Below are 15,350 nucleotides of genomic sequence, written 5' to 3' on the forward strand. Positions count from 1 at the left end.
ATTGGTTGACTGCGTTCCATGGAGCAGCAGCCGAGCGTCAACGCCGTGATCGAGCAGATAGCTCCCCGGCTGCGACGCGCCCGCGAGAAGAAGGGCGTCAGCCTGGCCGAGCTCGCGCGCGCCACCGGCATCTCGACCAGCACGCTCTCGCGGCTGGAGTCGGCCCAGCGCAAGCCGAGCCTCGAACTGCTGCTGCCGATCACCGCGGCGCTGGGCATCCCCCTCGACGAGATCGTCGCCGCGCCCCGGATCGTCGATCCGCGCGTGCCGCAGCAGCCCACCACGAGGGGCGGCCGGGTGCTGATCCCGTTGTCCCGGCAGCAGGGCGAGCCGCGCGCGTACAAGATGACCATCCCGGCTCACGACGAGGAACCCCACCTGCGGACCCACACGGGGTACGAGTGGCTCTACGTGCTTCGCGGACGCCTTCGCGTGCGGCTGGGCGACCACGACTTCGTCATGGGCCCCGGTGAGGCGGCCGAGTTCGACTGCCAGATCCCCCACTGGTTCGGCGCCGCGGGACACGGCAGCGTCGAGGTGCTCAGCCTGTTCGGCAAGCAGGGCGAGCGCATCCACCTGCGCACCTCACAGCGCTGACACGGCACTCGAGGGCGTGTCCGGCCGGTAGGCCGGATCGTCAGCACGCCTGCGGGTTGCGGAACTCGCGTCATCAGAATGTGTTCTGACATCGCCTTGCCGGAGGTCTTCCCGTCCAGGTATCCGCGTGAGCCCGAAGCGTGGGGATCCGGTGATTCACGGGTGCCGGCATCTACGCGGCTCCTCGGCACCCGAAGGACACCGAGTAGAGCGGCCGGTTACGGGCGCTGGGCGGTGAGGTCCTGGGTGCCGATGACGGCGAGGAGGGCGAGGCGTTCGGCGTCCTCGCTGCCCGGTTCGGCCGTGTAGACCATGATGCGCAGGTCCTCGCCGGCGACGACGAGCACGTCGCAGTCCAGCGTGATGGCGCCGACCTGCGGGTGGTCGATGGTCTTGCGGGCGGACTCGTGGCGGCCGACGGCGCCGGACTCCCAGAGGGCTTCGAACTCGGGGCTGTTGTCGCGCAGGCGGGCGATGAGCTGGTGCAGCCGCCGGTCGTCGGGGTAGCGGGCGGCGGTTCTGCGCAGGTCGGCGACCTGGGCGGCGCGCAGGGCGCCGAGCGATTCAGGGGTGTGGCGGACGCGGGTGCCGGCGCCGGCGAAGTTGCGCCACACGGCGTTGAGGTCGTCGCCCCGCCAGTCGCCCATCAGCGCGGTGTAGAGGGGGTTGGCGAGCAGCTGGGTCCAGGCGGCGTCGAAGACCGCGACCGGGGTGCCGGTGAGCCGGTCCAGCATGCGGTGGACGCTCGGCGGGATGTACGCGGGCACGATCTTCGCCCCGGGGACGGCGAGGCCGGCGAGCTGGAAGAGGTGGGCGCGGCTGTCGCTGCCGAGCCGCAGGGCGCGGGCGAGCGCCTCGACGACCTGCGCGGACGGCTTGGTGGCGCGGCCCTGCTCGAGGCGGGTGAGATAGTCGACGGAGATGCCCGCCAGCTGGGACAGCTCCTCGCGCCGCAGCCCGGCGGCGCGCCTGCGGCCGCCCGCGCGCAGCCCGGCCGCCTCGGGTGAGACCTGGTCGCGCCAGTGCCGCAGGGCCGCGCCGAGTTCTGTCGTTGCCATATCAGACAGTGTGCATCAACCGGCGTGGACCGGTCCTGGCCCTGATAGTCCTATGACAAGCAGGTCAGGCGGGTCATTCGCCGGGTGAGAAGGCGGCCGCGAGGGTGAGGTGGGACCAGCGGGTGGCCTCTTCGGCGCGTTCGCGGGAGGACTCCTCGGCGATTTCGAGGGCGTCCTTGCCGAGGAGGAGGCGCAGGGGCGGCTCGTCGAGGTCGACGATGTCGCAGAGGATGCGGGCGGCGCGGGCGGGGTCGCCGGGGGCGGAGCGGTCGAAGCCGGCGCGGCGGTATCCCATGGCGCCGACGGTCTGCTCGTAGTCGGGGCCGGGGGTGACGGTGCGCATGGAGGAGCCGGCCCAGTCCGTACGGAACGCTCCAGGCTCCACGATGGTCACCTTGACGCCGAACGGCTTGACCTCGTTGTTCAGCACCTCGGAGAAGCCTTCGACCGCGAACTTGGCCGACTGGTACGCCGCCAGGCCCGGCGAGCCGCCCACCCGGCCCCCGATCGAGGAGAACTGGATGAAGTGGCCGGACCGCTGGGCGCGCAGGACGGGGAGTGCGGCCTTGGTGACGTTGACGACGCCGTAGAAGTTGGTCTCGACCTGGGCGCGGAAGTCGTCGTCCGGGGTTTCCTCGATGGCCGAGGAGTTGGCGTAGCCGGCGTTGTTGGCGACGACGTCGAGCCGGCCGAACGCGGTCACGGCCTCACGGACGGCGGCGCGGGCGGCCTCGGCGTCGGTGACGTCGAGGGGGAACGTGCGGACGCGGTCGCCGTACCGCTGGACGAGGTCGTCGAGGCGACGCGGGTCGCGGGCGGTGGCGAGCACGTGGTCGCCGCGGTCGAGCGCGGCCTGGGCGAGCGCCCGCCCGAACCCGCGCGAGCTGCCGGTGATGAGCCAAATCGTCATGGTGGTTGTTCCTTGGTCGTCGTGAGTCGCGAGGCGGTAGGGCGTGATCGCGCGCCGGCCGATCTCGAGGCGCGTGTGCGTCCTGTCGTCTTACGTCTGCGTCTAGCTTCAGTAAGTGCCACATAACTGTGGCGTCTCTTGTTTGTATATGCCTCTGATGTGTGTCTGTCAAAGAGGCATCTGTCACATCGCGTCTAAACTGGGCGGGTGATGAGAGCCGACGCCGCGCGTAACCTGCGGGCCGTTCTGCTTACGGGCGCCCGCCTGCTGGCCGAGGACCCCGCGACGAGCATGAGCGCCATCGCCGCCGCGGCCGGGGTCGATCGCAGGACCGTCTACCGCCGCTTCCCGACCCGGGAGGCGCTGCTCGCCGCCGTCTTTCAGACCAAGCTCGACGGCTCCGAGCAGGTCCTGGACGAGGCCAGGCTGGTGGAGGCGCCGGTGGCGGTGGCGCTGCACCGCTACGTCGAGGGCATCATCCCGGTCAGCAGGGAGTGGCCGGTGGACGTACGGCGGATGATGCGCGCGAACGAGGCGGCGAGCGCGCGCATGAAGGAGCAGAGCGCCCGGCTCGACCGGTTCGTACGGCGGGCCGCCGACGAGGGGCTGATCCGCGGCGACGTGCCGCAGGAGTGGGCACGCGCGATGCTCGACGGCCTGATCGACATCGCCGCCCACCGCTTGCCCGACCTCGACCCGCCGCGCGCCGCCGACCTCGTCGTGGAGAGCTGGCTCAAAGGCGTCGGCCGCGACTGAGCGGCATCGAGGTGACCTCACATCGGAGGGAATTGACGGTTGCGGGTCTGTTAACGATCTCCATAGGGTGTTGCGACCCCCAGCAAGATCGGAGTTCAGATGCGCGAGCCAGATCCCACCCCCTCCGAGCAATGGTCTTCCTGGGACACCGAGCCGCGCCTGCCGCCCACCTGGCCGGGCCTGGAGGACGAGCGTCACGCGGAGGGCTTCCACATCGACCGCAAGGGCGTCAAATCGGTCGCCGGCCGCATCACGGACCTGGCTCTCCGCGGCCAGCCCTACTGGCATGACCAGCCGGGCTGGCCCGAGATGCATTGGGCTCTGCCCCGCGAGCTGTCGACCCTGTTCAATATGGCCGACTACTACGTCAACCAGTTCTGGAGCGATCTGCACACCGAGATCGGCATGGCGGGGATGCTGATCGAGCGCGCCGCCACCAGGTACGACCTCGCGGAGAACCCGAAGCTGGGCGACATCCCCTTGGACCGGCTGGACGATCGTCTCGTGTCCCGGTTGAAAGGCGACCCGCCTGCCGACATCCTGGCGGAGCCGAGCGACCTTTATCCCAACGTCAGCGTGTCTCTGGAACTGCCGAAGGGGATCTCGTACGGCGTCGACGACATGACGGCGGACAAGCTGAAGAAGGACCTCGGCCAACTCGACCTCTGGATCGACCCGGTCCGGTTCGAGGAAAGAGCCGAGTCCCTCGTCGAGATGGCGAACCTGTTCCGGCTGCGCGCGCAGGACCTGAACGACGCCCCGTGGTACGGCGAAGCCGCCGCGAAAGCGCAGGGCGCGCTACGGCAGATCTACGGGAACATCACCTCGCTGGCCGCCCTGTGCGGCAGGTTCGGCACGGCGGCGCGATGGTATGAGGAGATCGCCGCCTGGTGCAGGGAGAACTTCGTCAGGGTGGCGGACCCGGACCGCAGCGGCTGGGACGAGTTCTGGGACTTCGGCGGCACTCCCGACAGCCGCACCCGTGACTTCCTCGAAGAGCCGAACAACAGGTTCATGCAGGTCTACGAGATCATGCCCAAGCGGATCACCATGGACCTGCCGGGACTGCTGGTGAACGACGCCAGCCTGGCCGAGATGCGCAGGATGGTGCGGTGGGTGGAGACCAGGCCCAAGGACACGGAGTGGGAGAAGGAGAACGACGAGGGCTGGCTGAAGTGGCACAAGCCGCGCCTGCCCGCCTATGAGGAGGCGGAGCGGCAGTACGGCTGAGCAGGGCGCGGGCGCGGGTCGCCTACCCGGGATGCGAAATCGGACCCCAACGCGGAATGAACCGCCGCTTTCGATCTGAAGGCCGTCCACCTCGGCAGGTGGACACGGCGAAAAGAAGAAAGGATATTGGAAAGAAAGCGGAGGTGTTTTCATGCGCGTACGCCTTGACCATCTCGTCTGCTGGGTCTCCGATCAGCTCGCCTCGCTCCATTTCTACGAGCAGGTGATCGGGCTGCCCGGGGTGCGAGCCGAGGAGTTCCGTGAGGGGAAGGCACCGTTCCCGAGCGTGCGGATCACGCCCGACTGCATCCTCGACCTGATGTCGTTCGAGGCGATGCGCGGCGTGGACGAGGGCACCGGGGTCCACGGCAGCGCCGGGCACCCGGTCAACCATTTCTGCCTGGCGTTCGGGAAAGAGGATTTCGACGCCCTCAAATTGCGTCTCAAGAAACACCAGGTGGAGATCACCGGCACCGGCACCAACTCGTTCGGCGCGCGCGGCATCGCGCCGGAGACTATCTATTTCCCTGATCCCGACGGGAACGTGATCGAGGCCCGATACTACGAGTGAGCCTCGCGCGTACGGCGCGGCGCGCCACGGGGCCCATGTCCTCCAGGGCCGTCACCAGGCCCGCAAGCTGGTCGAGGGCATTGAGCGCCTGCGCCGCGCCGTCGCCGTCGACGCCGTCGTACAGCTCCAGGCCCACGAACGCGGCCGCGGTCGCCTTGGCGAGCCCCGCCACGTCCACGAACTCGGCGAGCGGTGAGCCGGCCAGCACCCGCCTGAGCGTCTGCTCCACCTCGCCGATCCACAGGTTGAGCCCGGCGACCACGGCGGGTGCCAGCTTCTCGTCGGTCTGGCTGCCGGCGAGGAGCTGCGCGAGCGCGGCGACGTTGCCTTCGGCGGCCTCTTCGGCGTGCACCTCGCGGCCGAGGTCGAGCAGCTCGCGCAGGGTGGTGACGGCGGCGAAGCGTTCGCGGTAGCGCTCGACGCGGCGGGTCGAGCCGTGGGCGCAGGCGGCGGACAGGAGCTGGTCGACGCTGCCGAAATGGTAGAAGACCAGCGCCTGGTTGACGCCGGCCGCGGCGGCGATGGTGCGCGCCGACGCCCCGGACATGCCGGACGTGCTCAGGACCTCGAGCGCCGCTTCGAGCAGCTTCGTACGCGTGTCGGCCACCGCTCCACTCCGAGTGCAGGTCAGCGACGGGCCTCCTCCCGTCTGGGCCTCACCGTAGCGGGAACGCCGTGCTCCGCGACGTTCACGTACGAGACCGTGAAGCTGCCCCAGTAGCCGAAGATCCGGCCGAGCAGCGGGTTCGTCACGGTCACCGCGACCCTGAACCGCTCGGCCTGGTCGTCGTAGTGCTCGGTGACCACGGCGGTGCCGGTGGCGGCGGCGGGGACGGGCAGCACGAGCGGTCCGAGCAGGCGCTGGGGGCCGGAGCGGATGATCAGGCCCCCGCGGTCGTCCACCGAGAGCGCCAGCGGGACGGCGAGGTGCTGGTGGGTGCCCAGGTAGTCGACGATCTCGCCGCGCTCCTCGTCGTAGATCATGGTCGCGTCGAAGCGGCTGCGGGGAAACGTGCGGACGAAGGTGACGGTCTCGCGGCCGTAGGAGTCGGCGTACGGGTAGTTCTCGATGCGGAACGGCACGTCGCGGCCGGTGTCGGTGGCGAGGATGTTGCGGCGGCTGCCGAGGGCGAGGAACGGGCGGACGATGAGGCCCGCGTTCCAGACCCGGTTCATCACGCCGGTGCCGATGCACGCTTCTCCGGAGTCGAGTCCGACGCCGAAGCGGCGCTGGAGCTGGGGGTGGAGGCGGTCGAAGCGAGTGCCGAGTGCGCGCTGGAAGATCGAGGGCATGGTGCCTCCAGACGGGATCGGTGCTGTGCGACGGGGCGGTGCGCTGAGGTGCGGCGTTGCTCTGCGACGGGGCGGTGCTCTGTGATCGGGCGATGCTCTGTGATGGGGCGGTGGCGCAGGCAGCGGCGGGCGGCCGGGGTGCCGGGGAGCGGCGGCCACAGCAGCGCCAGGACCGCCACGGTCAGCGCCGCCCACAGGGGCAGGGCCAGGCCGGCCGCGACGACGGCGGCCACGCGTACGGCGACCTCGGCGAGCGCCCGCCGCAGCGCTCGCTCGGGGGTGAGGCCGGTCTCCAGCCACAGGCGCAGCCGGTCGAACGACCAGGCGGTGGCCCACCACATCAGGCGGCGGGGCAGCAGGCGGGGGCGGTAGTCGTACAAGGTGAGGAAGCGGATGCCGGCGGGCGTGGGCAGGTAGCGCCAGTAGCCGGAGCCGGAGCGGATCGGGGACAGCGGGTGGGTGGAGCCGAAGCGCAGCGCTGACGTACGGGTGCCGTCGGGGGCGTCGCGGTCTCCCGTGGCGACGGCCGTGCCGCTGATGCCCAGCGTCGAGTAGCGCATGTGGCCGGACGGCAGCGCGGTGATGTGGCCGAAGCGCAGGTCCCAGCGCTGGTGCAGGGGGAGGTCCTGGGTGGTCCGCCACACCTGGTCGATGTCGGCGCTGATCAGGGTCTCGACGTAGATGCGCATGGCGCACGTCCTCAAGGCAAGGGTTTGAGCGAGTGCTCAAATGAGCGTAGGACGATTTGAGCGACCGCTCAAGACCTCGGGGCGGCACGTTTTGAGCGACCGCTCAAGGCGGCTGGAACTGTCGGACCCGTCTGGTACACAGGCGGACATGGGAGTGACCGTGGACGAGTTCCTGGCGATGCTGGACGAGCTGCCCGAGGTGCGCTTGAGCCATGGGGGCGAGTGGGTCGGCATCAAGGTGCGCGACAAGGGCTTCGGCTACTTGTGGGAGGCCACCGAGACCGTCGGGCTCAAGGCCACCATCGAGGAGCAGATCGCGCTGGTCAACGAGCGGCCCGAGGTCTTCGAGGTGCAGTTCACCGCCGGGCGGTTCGGCTGGGTGGTGGTGCATCTCGACAAGATCGACGCCGACGAGCTGTTCGAGCTGGTGGTCGAGGCATGGTGCCTGACCGCGCCCAAGCAGCTCGTGGAGGACTTCGAGGCGACCCACCCGATCGGGCAACGGGTGCAATACGGGTAATGTCCGACACTGTGCCCCTCTTGAACGTCCGGCTGCGCGAGTGGCGCGAGGACGACGCGCCCGTCGTGCTGCGTGCCTTCCAAGCTCCCGACATGCGGACGCAGGCTCCGTGGCCGGTGGTCACGCTCAAGGACGCCGGCGGCTGGATCGCCTCATGGGAGGGTGTCGGCCACGCCTTCGCCATCATCGAGGAGGGTGACGGCGGAGAACGGGTCGTCGGCAACGTGGCGGTGACCAGGATCGATGATCACCGCAACGGCTGGGTGTCCTACTGGGTCGTGCCCGAGGCCAGAGGGCGCGGCATCGCGGTGGCCGGCACCAGGCTGCTCGCGAAGTGGGCGTTCGAGGAACGCGGGCTGTTCCGGCTGGAGCTGGGGCACCGTACGAACAATCCGGCCTCGTGCCGGGTCGCTGTCAAGGCCGGGTTCCTGGCCGAGGGCATCGAGCGGGGGCGGCTCTGTTACGAGGGCGTGCGGTACGACGTCGAACGCCACGCCCGCCTCGCCACCGACGCATATCCCTGATCACGTCGCCGGCCCTCGGGGCGCAGGCGCGCGCCCCGGCCGCCTGATCGAGCGGCGACGCGGATCGGCCGAGGCCGTCGTGAGCGTCACGTCGGCCGCGCGGGCCGGCGGCTGACTCGCGGAAGTCGATGAGCGCGATCGCGGCCCGCTCGCGAACGCCGGCATATCAGGCGCTAATCGCTTTCTCTGTGCGGTCGGAAACGTCAACCGCTCGCCCGCGCCAGTGGAACGCGCCGTCCTCGCCGCCACGACCGTATTCACTCTCGCCAGAGCGATTCACTGATCACGTACGGCTACTGTGAAAAGCTAAGTGCGGGCATTTTCCCTTGTCGTTTCCGCCGAATGATGCGATGGAGGCGTAAAAAGGGAAGCCGAAAACATAGTGACGGCCTGTTGCCCGGCGTCTCCGAAGGCGTTTCGGGGGCGCGCATCGAGGCCGAGTTACGCAGTTGTTATCCCCTTTTCTCTTGGCAGCCGATTACGGACTGATCAGCATCGGCTTCGGGTCTGTAACCGAGACCTGATTCGACAGCGGTGGGGGAGAGAAAGATGCGCGTACGAGAAGCCACGGCGTTATCCAGGCGGCTGCTGACCGTCCTCGGAGCACTGGCGGTGTTCGTACCGGCGGCGGGGACGGGACATGCCGCGACCACCACGCCGGAGGCACGATTCATGCAGGTCGTGGCACACCAGGACGACGACCTGCTGTTCATGAACCCCGACGTCCACGACTCCATCCAGGCCGGGATGCCGAGCGTGACCGTGTTCATCACCGCCGGCCAGATCACCGGGCTGGGCGACACCGACGCCGAACGGGCCCGTAACCGGCAGCGCGGCATTCAGGACGCGTACGCGAGGATGGCCGGCGTACCGGACGCCGACCCGCAGGACCAGGAGGAGTGGGAGGGCGACGTCTGGACCCTCTCTGGCCGCCAGGTCGAGCGGTTCACGCTCAAGGACGCCCCGCAGGTCCAGCTCGTCTTCATGAACCTGCGCGACGGCCAGCTCGGCTGGTTCGTCTGGGGTGACGACTTCGTGGACCACACGATCATTCCGCAGGGCAGCCAGATCACGCAGTCGTTCACGTACGACACCCAGGACGTGATCAACGTGCTGTCCGGGATGATGCGGCACTACCGGCCCACCGTGGTGCGCGCGCTCGACCCGATGCCCGAGCATCGCGGCCACGCCGACCACGTGGGCGCGACCATGTTCGCCAGGGAGTCGGCGGCCGCGTACGGCGTGCCGCTCATCCAGCTCCACTACCGCGACTACAACATCACCGACGCCCCGGTGAACCTGGCGCCGCCCGCCATCGCGCAGAAGCTGTCGATCCTCCAGCACTACAACACCTACGACCCGTTCGACCCGGACGGCCGGGAGTCGCGGCTGTACTACCGCTGGGCCCGTGGGACGGCCTGGGCGGGGCGGGACGGCAGCGGGCTGCCGCACGTGTTCGTGGTGCGCAGCGGGCGGGCGTACGCGTACGCGCGGGACGCGCTCGGGCAGTGGACGGGGCCGGCCGCGCTCGCCGACGCCGGTGGGCCGCTCGCGCAGGGGATCAGCGTGGAGCTCGACGCCGGCGGCCGGATGCAGATCTTCGCCCGGCGGATGTCCGACGACACCGTGGTCTCCCTGCGCCAGACCGCGCCGGGCGGCGGCTGGGCCGCGACCTGGGCGAACCACGGCAACCCGGGCACCGGCGACCCCATCCACATGGGCACCCCCGTGGTCGCCCGTGACGGTGACGGGCGGCTGCGGATCTTCGTCAGGAACGGCGCGGGCGGTGTGAGCACGCGTGCCCAGACGGCGGCCGGCTCGACCACGTGGGGCTCCTGGACGGACCTGCCCGGGAGCGGCGTCCAGGACGGGCTGGCGGTCGCCGCCGATCCGCAGGGCGGGATCGAGCTGTTCGCCAGTACGGCGACCCGCATCCTGCGCTGGCACCAGTCGGGCGGCGGGTTCGTGCTCGACGACACGCTGCCGTCCGAGGTTCCGGCCAGCCCGCCGACGGCGGCGCTCTCGCAGGACGGGCGGATCGCGGTGGCGTACCGCAAGGCGGGCACCGCCGAGCTGGTCGTCACCCGGCAGTCCGCACCCGGCGGCCCGTGGGAGCCGGCTCCGGTCGTGATCGGCGGCCACGCGGGCGTAGGCGAGCCTGAACTGATCACGACCCCGCCGGGCCCGGACGCTCGCGTGCTGATGTTCCACCGCAACGCCGACGCCGGGGTGAGCGTCGCGGTGCAGCAGAGCCCGAACGGCGCCTACGGCACCTGGACCGACCTCGGCGGCTTCATCACCGACTACCCGGCGGCGACCCTGGACGAGAACGGTGCGGTGCTGCTGTTCGCTGTCGGGGTGGACGGCAAGCTCCACGTCCGCGAGCAGACCGCCCTGGACCCGGACGGCCCCTTCGCCGACTGGGAAACCCTCGGCTAGGCGACTGCGTGCGACGCCGACCGGCCCTGCTGCGGTACGGCACCGGCCGGTCTGTGCGCGCCGCTCGCCCCGGTCCACTGCGGCGCTCGGCTCCGCTGGTCGCAGGTGTGGCGGCCAAGGCCCAGGGCCTGTGCGGCGCCCGTCGGTGTGAGCCGGGGGGCGCATGCCCGGCCTGGGAGCGCGCGGGGCTGCGGCCCGGGTCCGGCGTGCGGCGGGTCGGTCCACGAAGCGTGCGGCGGGCTGGTGTCGGGGGTCTGCGGGACGGCGGGTCGGTCCACGAAGCGTGCGGCGGGCTGGTGTCGGGGGTCTGCGGGACGGCGGGTCGGTGTCGGGGCGGGCGGGGCTGCGGGCCGGGCCTTGGGGCGTGCGGCAGACCGGCCCCACGAAGTGTGGGCGAGCCGGTTTCAGGGCGCAGGGCGCGGCCGGAACAGGGGCCGGCGCGTGGTCGGTTCGCCGCAGGCCGTGGGGTGTGGTGTGCTGACCGGGCGTGGTCGGTTCCCCCGCAGGCCGTGGGGTGTGGTGTGCTGACCGGGGGTGGGTGGGAGGACGGGTGGTCGGGGCGTGCGGCCTGATCTAGGCTTTGGCTGTGGACGGCGAGAGTCTGGCCGCGGCCAACCTGCTGGTGGCCCTCAGCCGGGCCGCCGGGATTCTCGCGGAATCACGGCATCCCTTCGTACGCAGCGCCCCGTTCTCCTACCTCATGCCCCCGGCCGGCGCGCGTGTCGGCACGCTGTTCATTCTGCCCGACGGGCGCGAGGTCGCCTTCCATGTGTCCATCGCCGCCACGGACGGCGGCTTCCGGGTGGAGGGCGGTGTGACGGCCGAGGCGGACGACCTCATGACGCTGCCGCCCGAGACCTTCGCTGAGATCGAGGACGCGCTGACGGTGCTCGACGACTACGCGGGCGAGGTGGCACAGGCGGCCGGACGGCTCATCGACCGATTATTGGATGCGATTGTCTGACAATTAGACAGTACACTGGCCCGTATGAAGTACGGACCCCTCGCGGTCGTGGCCGCCGCCGTGCTCTGGGGCACGGCCGGTACGGCGGGCCTGCTCGTCTCCGCCGACTCCGTCGCATTGGCCGCGGCCCGCCTGGTCATCGGCGGCACGGCCCTTGCCTTGCTGGCCGGGGCGCGGCTCAAGCGGGCGGTGAGCCCGTCGCTGCTGCTCGCCGCCGTGGCCGTGGCCGCGTACCAGCTCTGCTTCTTCGCCGCCGTCAGCCGCACCGGGGTGGCGATCGGTACGGTGGTGGCGATCGGCAGCGGTCCCGTCTTCACCGGGCTGCTGTCGTGGCTGCTGCACCGGCAGCGGCCGAACGCGCGCTGGGCACTGGCGACGACCGCGGCGATCTGTGGCTGCGCGGCCCTGCTCGTCGGCGGTGACGACGGCGGCGCGCAAGGCGGCCAGGCGGCGGTGGGGGTGGCGTTCGCGCTGCTCGGCGGCCTGCTGTACGCGTTCTACGCGGTCAGCGCGTCCCGCGCCATCGGCAGGGGAGCCGAGTCGGACGCGGTGATGGGCGTGCTGTTCGGCGGCGCCGCGGTCATCATGCTTCCGGTCCTGCTGCTGAACGGCGTGACGTGGCTGGCCGATCCGAAGGGCCTGCTCGCCGTCGCCTACCTGGGCCTCGGCACGACCGCGCTGTCTTACGTCCTGTACGGCAGGGGCCTGCGCACCACGCCGGTGGCCACGGCCGCCACGCTCGCACTGTCGGAGCCGGCGGTGGCGGCGCTGCTGGGCGTCGTGGTGCTGGACGAACGCCTCGGTCCGGTGTCCATCGCCGGGCTCGTGGCGCTGGCGATCGCGCTGGTGGTGGTGGCTCTGCCGGAGAGGCAACGCGAAAGGGCACTAGAGTCGCTGCCGTGAACCAGCCTCTCAGACCAGTCTCGACCGTCGACGCGCTGGCCGACGCCCTGCGTGCAAGGGTGCTCTCCGGTGAGATCTCTCCGGGCACGCCGCTGCCGGAGCAGGAGATCGCCGCGGCGTACGGGGTGGCCAGGCCGACCGTGCGCGAGGCGCTGGCGGTGCTGGTCCACGAGGGGCTGCTGAAACGCGAGCGCAACCGCAGCGCGTATGTCCCCGAGGTGACGATCTCGGACCTGAACGACCTCATGTACGTCCGCAGGCCGCTCGAAGACCTGATGGCCCAGGCGCTGTCGGGGCGCCGGGTGACGGCGGCCCAGGAGGCGCTCGACCGCATGGCCGAGCTGCCCGCGGACGCGCCCTGGGCGGCCGTCGTGGCCGAGCACATGGCGCTGCACCAGGCGCTCATCGAGGCCGTCGGCAGCCCGCGGCTCGTACGCCTCTACTCCGCCCTGGCCGCCGAGACCAGACTGGGGCTGGTGCGTCTGCGCCGGGTGTACGAGGACAGGGACGTGCTGGTCAGCGAGCACCGCGCGCTGCTCGACGCGATCGCGGCGGGTCCGGAGGCGGCCGCCCGCAAGGTGGTCGCCGAACACCTCAGCCATTCCTGGGGCGCCGACGAGCAGGTTTCTCACCAGCACCATTGAGTACGGACCCTTGCGGGAAGCGGCCATAAGTCGCAAGAATCGCGGCCATGCACGGCAATTCGATGCCGGACTCCTACGTGTACGTCACGGAAGAGGGCGTCGCCCGTCACTACGCGGACGGGAGCGTCGAGGCGCTCGCGTGGGAGGACGTGGTCGAGGTCCGTGTCGTCGCAGGTCCGGGGGAAGAGGTGCGTTACGTCCTGCTCGACCGCGACGGCGAGGGCTGCGTGGTGCCGCGCGACGCGACCGACGCCACGTTTCTCGCCCGCCTGCGCTATCTGCCGGACTTCGACGTCGACCGGCTCCAGGTGGCGGCCGACTCGCCCCACGACGGCGTCGTGGTCGTCTGGCGCAGCCCCGACCCCCCGTCCGCCCTGCCCGACCTCGAATACGACTGAGCCCAGCCTGCCGTAACGCGCTGCCCGACCTCGACCAGCCAGGCCCGCCGTACGCGCTGCCCGGTCTCGGACCACGGCTCGTCCGGCCCGCCAATTCCCCGACACCACCGGCCCGGCCCACCGTCCGCCCCGCCCCCCGCATACGACGACGCGTCACCGGACAGGTATCCGCCGTGTATGGCGTGGCGTTCATGCTTTGCATCTTTTGGATCGTTCCGTCAACCCCGGCCCACCGATAACTCGCGTCCTAATGTGGACATTTACCGGTATTTCCCAGCTTGTATCTGATCTTTAGTCTTTAGTGGGGGCCGCCGCCCTTGATAAGGCATGGGCCTTTCTCAACCCATGTGTCGCAAGACGTCATGTTACTGCGGTGCCGGAGTTGTCAGGGTGGTACTGATGAGGGTGGGGACTAGGGGGTCCGTCGGCGTGCTCCTTGGGGCCGTGCCGGGCCGGAAATCCAGTATTTGGACAAGAGCCTACTTACGGACCCTGTTACTCGGCGACACCTTATGCGCGCTGTGCGCATGTGGTGTCGTGCTGGGAATCCGCTGGCTCAACGGCGCGTACATCCCCGTCGTGGAGTTCGCCTTCGGCCTCGGCCTCGTCCTGTCATGGCCGGCCGCGCTCGCCCTGGGCGGAGCGTATCGCCGGCGGGCCAACGGCGAGGGTACCGAGGAGTTCAAAGCCGTCTTCAACGGCGGCGTCGGCCTGATGGCCGCGGTCGCCATCGGCGCGTACGTGACGCAGACCAGCATCGCGCGCAGCTTCGTCATGGCGATGCTGCCGCTGGGCCTGCTCGCGACGCTGTTCTACCGCTACAAGATGCGCAAGCACCTGCACCGGCGCAGGGAAGTCGGCGAGTACATGCGCCAGGTCATCGCGGTCGGGCACCGCGACTCGATACTCGACCTGGTCATGCAGTTCCGCAGGCAGCCGTATCACGGCATGCAGGTGGTGGGCGCCTGCCTGCCGTCCGATGACCGGGACGTCGATCTCGACGGTATCCCGGTGCTGGGCTCGTTCGCCGACGTGGCGGACGTCGTGGCCCGTACGCGGGCCGACGCGGTGGCCGTGCTGGCCTGTCCCGAGCTGGACGGCGCGGCGCTGCGCAGGCTGGCGTGGAGCCTGGAGGCCGACAGGACGGACCTGTTCGTCGCGCCCGCGCTGCTCGACGTGGCGGGCCCGCGCATCAGCATCACGCCGGTGGCCGGCATGCCGCTGCTGCACGTGGAGCATCCGGAGTTCAACGGGGCCAGGCAGTTCGTGAAGTCGGTCTTCGACCGGGTGGTGGCCGGCACGGCCCTGGTGGTGCTGGCGCTGCCGCTGGTGGCGGTGGGTGTGCTGATCAGGCTCACCAGCCCGGGTCCCGCGTTGTTCCGCCAGACCAGGGTGGGCAAGGACGGCAAGGAGTTCAGGGTCTACAAGTTCCGTACGATGGTGGCCGACGCCGAGCAGCGCAAGGCCGAACTCCTCGACGCCAACGAGTTCGACGGCGTGCTGTTCAAGATAAGGAACGATCCACGCATCACCAAGGTAGGCGCCTACCTGCGCCGCTACTCCATCGACGAGCTGCCGCAGCTCCTCAACGTCATCCGCGGCGAGATGTCGCTGGTCGGCCCGCGCCCGCCGCTGCTCGAAGAGGTCGCCGCCTACGGCACCGACGTGCGCCGCCGCCTGGTGGTCAAGCCGGGCATGACCGGCCTGTGGCAGGTCAGCGGCCGCTCCGACCTGACCTGGGACGAGTCCGTACGGCTCGACCTGCGGTACGTGGAGAACTGGTCGCTCATCCTCGACCTGCAGATCTTGTGGAAGACCTGGGGTGTCGTCACCCGTGGAGAAGGGGCGTACTAG

At 70.3% G+C, this 15,350-nt stretch carries 17 protein-coding genes; 12 read left to right on the forward strand and 5 right to left on the reverse strand.

Annotated elements, in window-relative coordinates; all coding sequences use genetic code 11:
* The first annotated feature begins 18 nt into the window (after positions 1 to 18).
* Positions 19 to 597 carry an XRE family transcriptional regulator gene (locus tag AB0K67_RS20935; protein WP_364062392.1) on the forward strand — a complete coding sequence of 193 codons (579 nt, stop codon included), beginning with the start codon at positions 19 to 21 and terminating at the stop codon, positions 595 to 597.
* A 218-nt stretch (positions 598 to 815) separates the two neighbouring features.
* Here AB0K67_RS20935 and AB0K67_RS20940 read toward each other — a convergent pair whose 3' ends face one another.
* Both AB0K67_RS20940 and AB0K67_RS20945 read right to left on the reverse strand, forming a co-directional pair.
* Entirely contained in the window at positions 816 to 1,655 is an 840-nt protein-coding gene (locus AB0K67_RS20940) for a helix-turn-helix transcriptional regulator (protein ID WP_364062395.1), read from the reverse strand.
* A 73-nt stretch (positions 1,656 to 1,728) separates the two neighbouring features.
* The gene (locus tag AB0K67_RS20945) at positions 1,729 to 2,565 is read right to left on the reverse strand and encodes an oxidoreductase (protein WP_364062398.1); all 837 of its coding nucleotides are present in this window, start codon (positions 2,563 to 2,565) and stop codon (positions 1,729 to 1,731) included.
* A 210-nt stretch (positions 2,566 to 2,775) separates the two neighbouring features.
* Here AB0K67_RS20945 and AB0K67_RS20950 point away from each other — a divergent pair, with 210 nt between their 5' ends.
* The 3 genes from AB0K67_RS20950 (at position 2,776) to AB0K67_RS20960 (ending at position 5,122) form a co-directional block, all read left to right on the forward strand.
* A complete protein-coding gene (locus AB0K67_RS20950) occupies positions 2,776 to 3,321 on the forward strand; it encodes a helix-turn-helix domain-containing protein (RefSeq protein ID WP_364063248.1) in 546 nt (181 codons plus the stop codon).
* A 99-nt stretch (positions 3,322 to 3,420) separates the two neighbouring features.
* Positions 3,421 to 4,551 carry a hypothetical protein gene (locus AB0K67_RS20955; protein WP_364062401.1) on the forward strand — a complete coding sequence of 377 codons (1,131 nt, stop codon included), beginning with the start codon at positions 3,421 to 3,423 and terminating at the stop codon, positions 4,549 to 4,551.
* A 151-nt stretch (positions 4,552 to 4,702) separates the two neighbouring features.
* Positions 4,703 to 5,122, forward strand: coding sequence for a VOC family protein (locus AB0K67_RS20960; protein WP_364062404.1), 420 nt, complete (start codon positions 4,703 to 4,705; stop codon positions 5,120 to 5,122).
* Here AB0K67_RS20960 and AB0K67_RS20965 read toward each other — a convergent pair.
* The 3 genes from AB0K67_RS20965 to AB0K67_RS20975 are packed head-to-tail and all read right to left on the reverse strand — an operon-like array spanning position 5,067 to position 7,104.
* Positions 5,067 to 5,729: a TetR family transcriptional regulator gene (locus AB0K67_RS20965; RefSeq protein WP_364062407.1), complete on the reverse strand. Its 663-nt coding sequence runs from the start codon at positions 5,727 to 5,729 to the stop codon at positions 5,067 to 5,069. The genes AB0K67_RS20960 and AB0K67_RS20965 overlap by 56 nt on opposite strands.
* A gap of 20 nt (positions 5,730 to 5,749) precedes the next feature.
* Positions 5,750 to 6,415, reverse strand: coding sequence for a DUF4166 domain-containing protein (locus tag AB0K67_RS20970; RefSeq protein ID WP_364062410.1), 666 nt, complete (start codon positions 6,413 to 6,415; stop codon positions 5,750 to 5,752).
* Positions 6,298 to 7,104 carry a hypothetical protein gene (locus AB0K67_RS20975; protein WP_364062413.1) on the reverse strand — a complete coding sequence of 269 codons (807 nt, stop codon included), beginning with the start codon at positions 7,102 to 7,104 and terminating at the stop codon, positions 6,298 to 6,300. Before AB0K67_RS20975 ends, AB0K67_RS20970 begins: the two co-directional genes overlap by 118 nt.
* 148 nt (positions 7,105 to 7,252) lie before the next feature.
* Between AB0K67_RS20975 and AB0K67_RS20980 the strand changes: the two genes are divergently transcribed.
* From AB0K67_RS20980 to AB0K67_RS21015, 8 genes are all read left to right on the forward strand, one after another.
* The gene (locus AB0K67_RS20980; protein ID WP_364062416.1) at positions 7,253 to 7,624 is read left to right on the forward strand and encodes an MmcQ/YjbR family DNA-binding protein; all 372 of its coding nucleotides are present in this window, start codon (positions 7,253 to 7,255) and stop codon (positions 7,622 to 7,624) included.
* Complete coding sequence (locus AB0K67_RS20985; RefSeq protein ID WP_364062419.1) at positions 7,624 to 8,148, forward strand: GNAT family protein; 525 nt, start codon at positions 7,624 to 7,626, stop codon at positions 8,146 to 8,148. Before AB0K67_RS20980 ends, AB0K67_RS20985 begins: the two co-directional genes overlap by 1 nt.
* A gap of 549 nt (positions 8,149 to 8,697) precedes the next feature.
* Positions 8,698 to 10,587 (forward strand): PIG-L family deacetylase, encoded by a 1,890-nt coding sequence (locus AB0K67_RS20990; RefSeq protein ID WP_364062422.1) that lies wholly within the window; start codon positions 8,698 to 8,700, stop codon positions 10,585 to 10,587.
* 586 nt (positions 10,588 to 11,173) lie between these two features.
* On the forward strand, positions 11,174 to 11,551 hold the full coding sequence (locus AB0K67_RS20995; RefSeq protein ID WP_364062425.1) for a hypothetical protein: 378 nt from the start codon (positions 11,174 to 11,176) through the stop codon (positions 11,549 to 11,551).
* A gap of 24 nt (positions 11,552 to 11,575) precedes the next feature.
* The gene (locus tag AB0K67_RS21000; protein ID WP_364062428.1) at positions 11,576 to 12,454 is read left to right on the forward strand and encodes an EamA family transporter; all 879 of its coding nucleotides are present in this window, start codon (positions 11,576 to 11,578) and stop codon (positions 12,452 to 12,454) included.
* A complete protein-coding gene (locus tag AB0K67_RS21005) occupies positions 12,451 to 13,098 on the forward strand; it encodes a GntR family transcriptional regulator (RefSeq protein ID WP_364062431.1) in 648 nt (215 codons plus the stop codon). Before AB0K67_RS21000 ends, AB0K67_RS21005 begins: the two co-directional genes overlap by 4 nt.
* A gap of 47 nt (positions 13,099 to 13,145) precedes the next feature.
* Positions 13,146 to 13,496, forward strand: a complete 351-nt coding sequence (locus AB0K67_RS21010) for a hypothetical protein (protein WP_364062434.1) — start codon at positions 13,146 to 13,148, stop codon at positions 13,494 to 13,496.
* A 399-nt stretch (positions 13,497 to 13,895) separates the two neighbouring features.
* Positions 13,896 to 15,350, forward strand: coding sequence for a sugar transferase (locus AB0K67_RS21015; RefSeq protein ID WP_364062437.1), 1,455 nt, complete (start codon positions 13,896 to 13,898; stop codon positions 15,348 to 15,350).

The organism is Nonomuraea sp. NPDC052634 (genome assembly GCF_040678535.1).
GTDB lineage: Bacteria > Actinomycetota > Actinomycetes > Streptosporangiales > Streptosporangiaceae > Nonomuraea > Nonomuraea fastidiosa.

Excerpts from the sequence above, each read along its gene's own strand:
- AB0K67_RS20990 (WP_364062422.1), top strand. The coding sequence starts at position 8,698 with ATGCGCGTACGAGAAGCCACGGCGTTATCCAGGCGGCTGCTGACCGTC.
- AB0K67_RS21010 (WP_364062434.1), top strand. The coding sequence starts at position 13,146 with ATGCACGGCAATTCGATGCCGGACTCCTACGTGTACGTCACGGAAGAG.
- AB0K67_RS20940 (WP_364062395.1), bottom strand. The coding sequence starts at position 1,655 with ATGGCAACGACAGAACTCGGCGCGGCCCTGCGGCACTGGCGCGACCAG.
- AB0K67_RS20950 (WP_364063248.1), top strand. The coding sequence starts at position 2,776 with ATGAGAGCCGACGCCGCGCGTAACCTGCGGGCCGTTCTGCTTACGGGC.
- AB0K67_RS20935 (WP_364062392.1), top strand. The coding sequence starts at position 19 with ATGGAGCAGCAGCCGAGCGTCAACGCCGTGATCGAGCAGATAGCTCCC.
- AB0K67_RS21015 (WP_364062437.1), top strand. The coding sequence starts at position 13,896 with ATGAGGGTGGGGACTAGGGGGTCCGTCGGCGTGCTCCTTGGGGCCGTG.
- AB0K67_RS21000 (WP_364062428.1), top strand. The coding sequence starts at position 11,576 with ATGAAGTACGGACCCCTCGCGGTCGTGGCCGCCGCCGTGCTCTGGGGC.
- AB0K67_RS20975 (WP_364062413.1), bottom strand. The coding sequence starts at position 7,104 with ATGCGCATCTACGTCGAGACCCTGATCAGCGCCGACATCGACCAGGTG.
- AB0K67_RS20960 (WP_364062404.1), top strand. The coding sequence starts at position 4,703 with ATGCGCGTACGCCTTGACCATCTCGTCTGCTGGGTCTCCGATCAGCTC.
- AB0K67_RS20980 (WP_364062416.1), top strand. The coding sequence starts at position 7,253 with ATGGGAGTGACCGTGGACGAGTTCCTGGCGATGCTGGACGAGCTGCCC.
- AB0K67_RS20985 (WP_364062419.1), top strand. The coding sequence starts at position 7,624 with ATGTCCGACACTGTGCCCCTCTTGAACGTCCGGCTGCGCGAGTGGCGC.
- AB0K67_RS20955 (WP_364062401.1), top strand. The coding sequence starts at position 3,421 with ATGCGCGAGCCAGATCCCACCCCCTCCGAGCAATGGTCTTCCTGGGAC.
- AB0K67_RS20970 (WP_364062410.1), bottom strand. The coding sequence starts at position 6,415 with ATGCCCTCGATCTTCCAGCGCGCACTCGGCACTCGCTTCGACCGCCTC.
- AB0K67_RS20945 (WP_364062398.1), bottom strand. The coding sequence starts at position 2,565 with ATGACGATTTGGCTCATCACCGGCAGCTCGCGCGGGTTCGGGCGGGCG.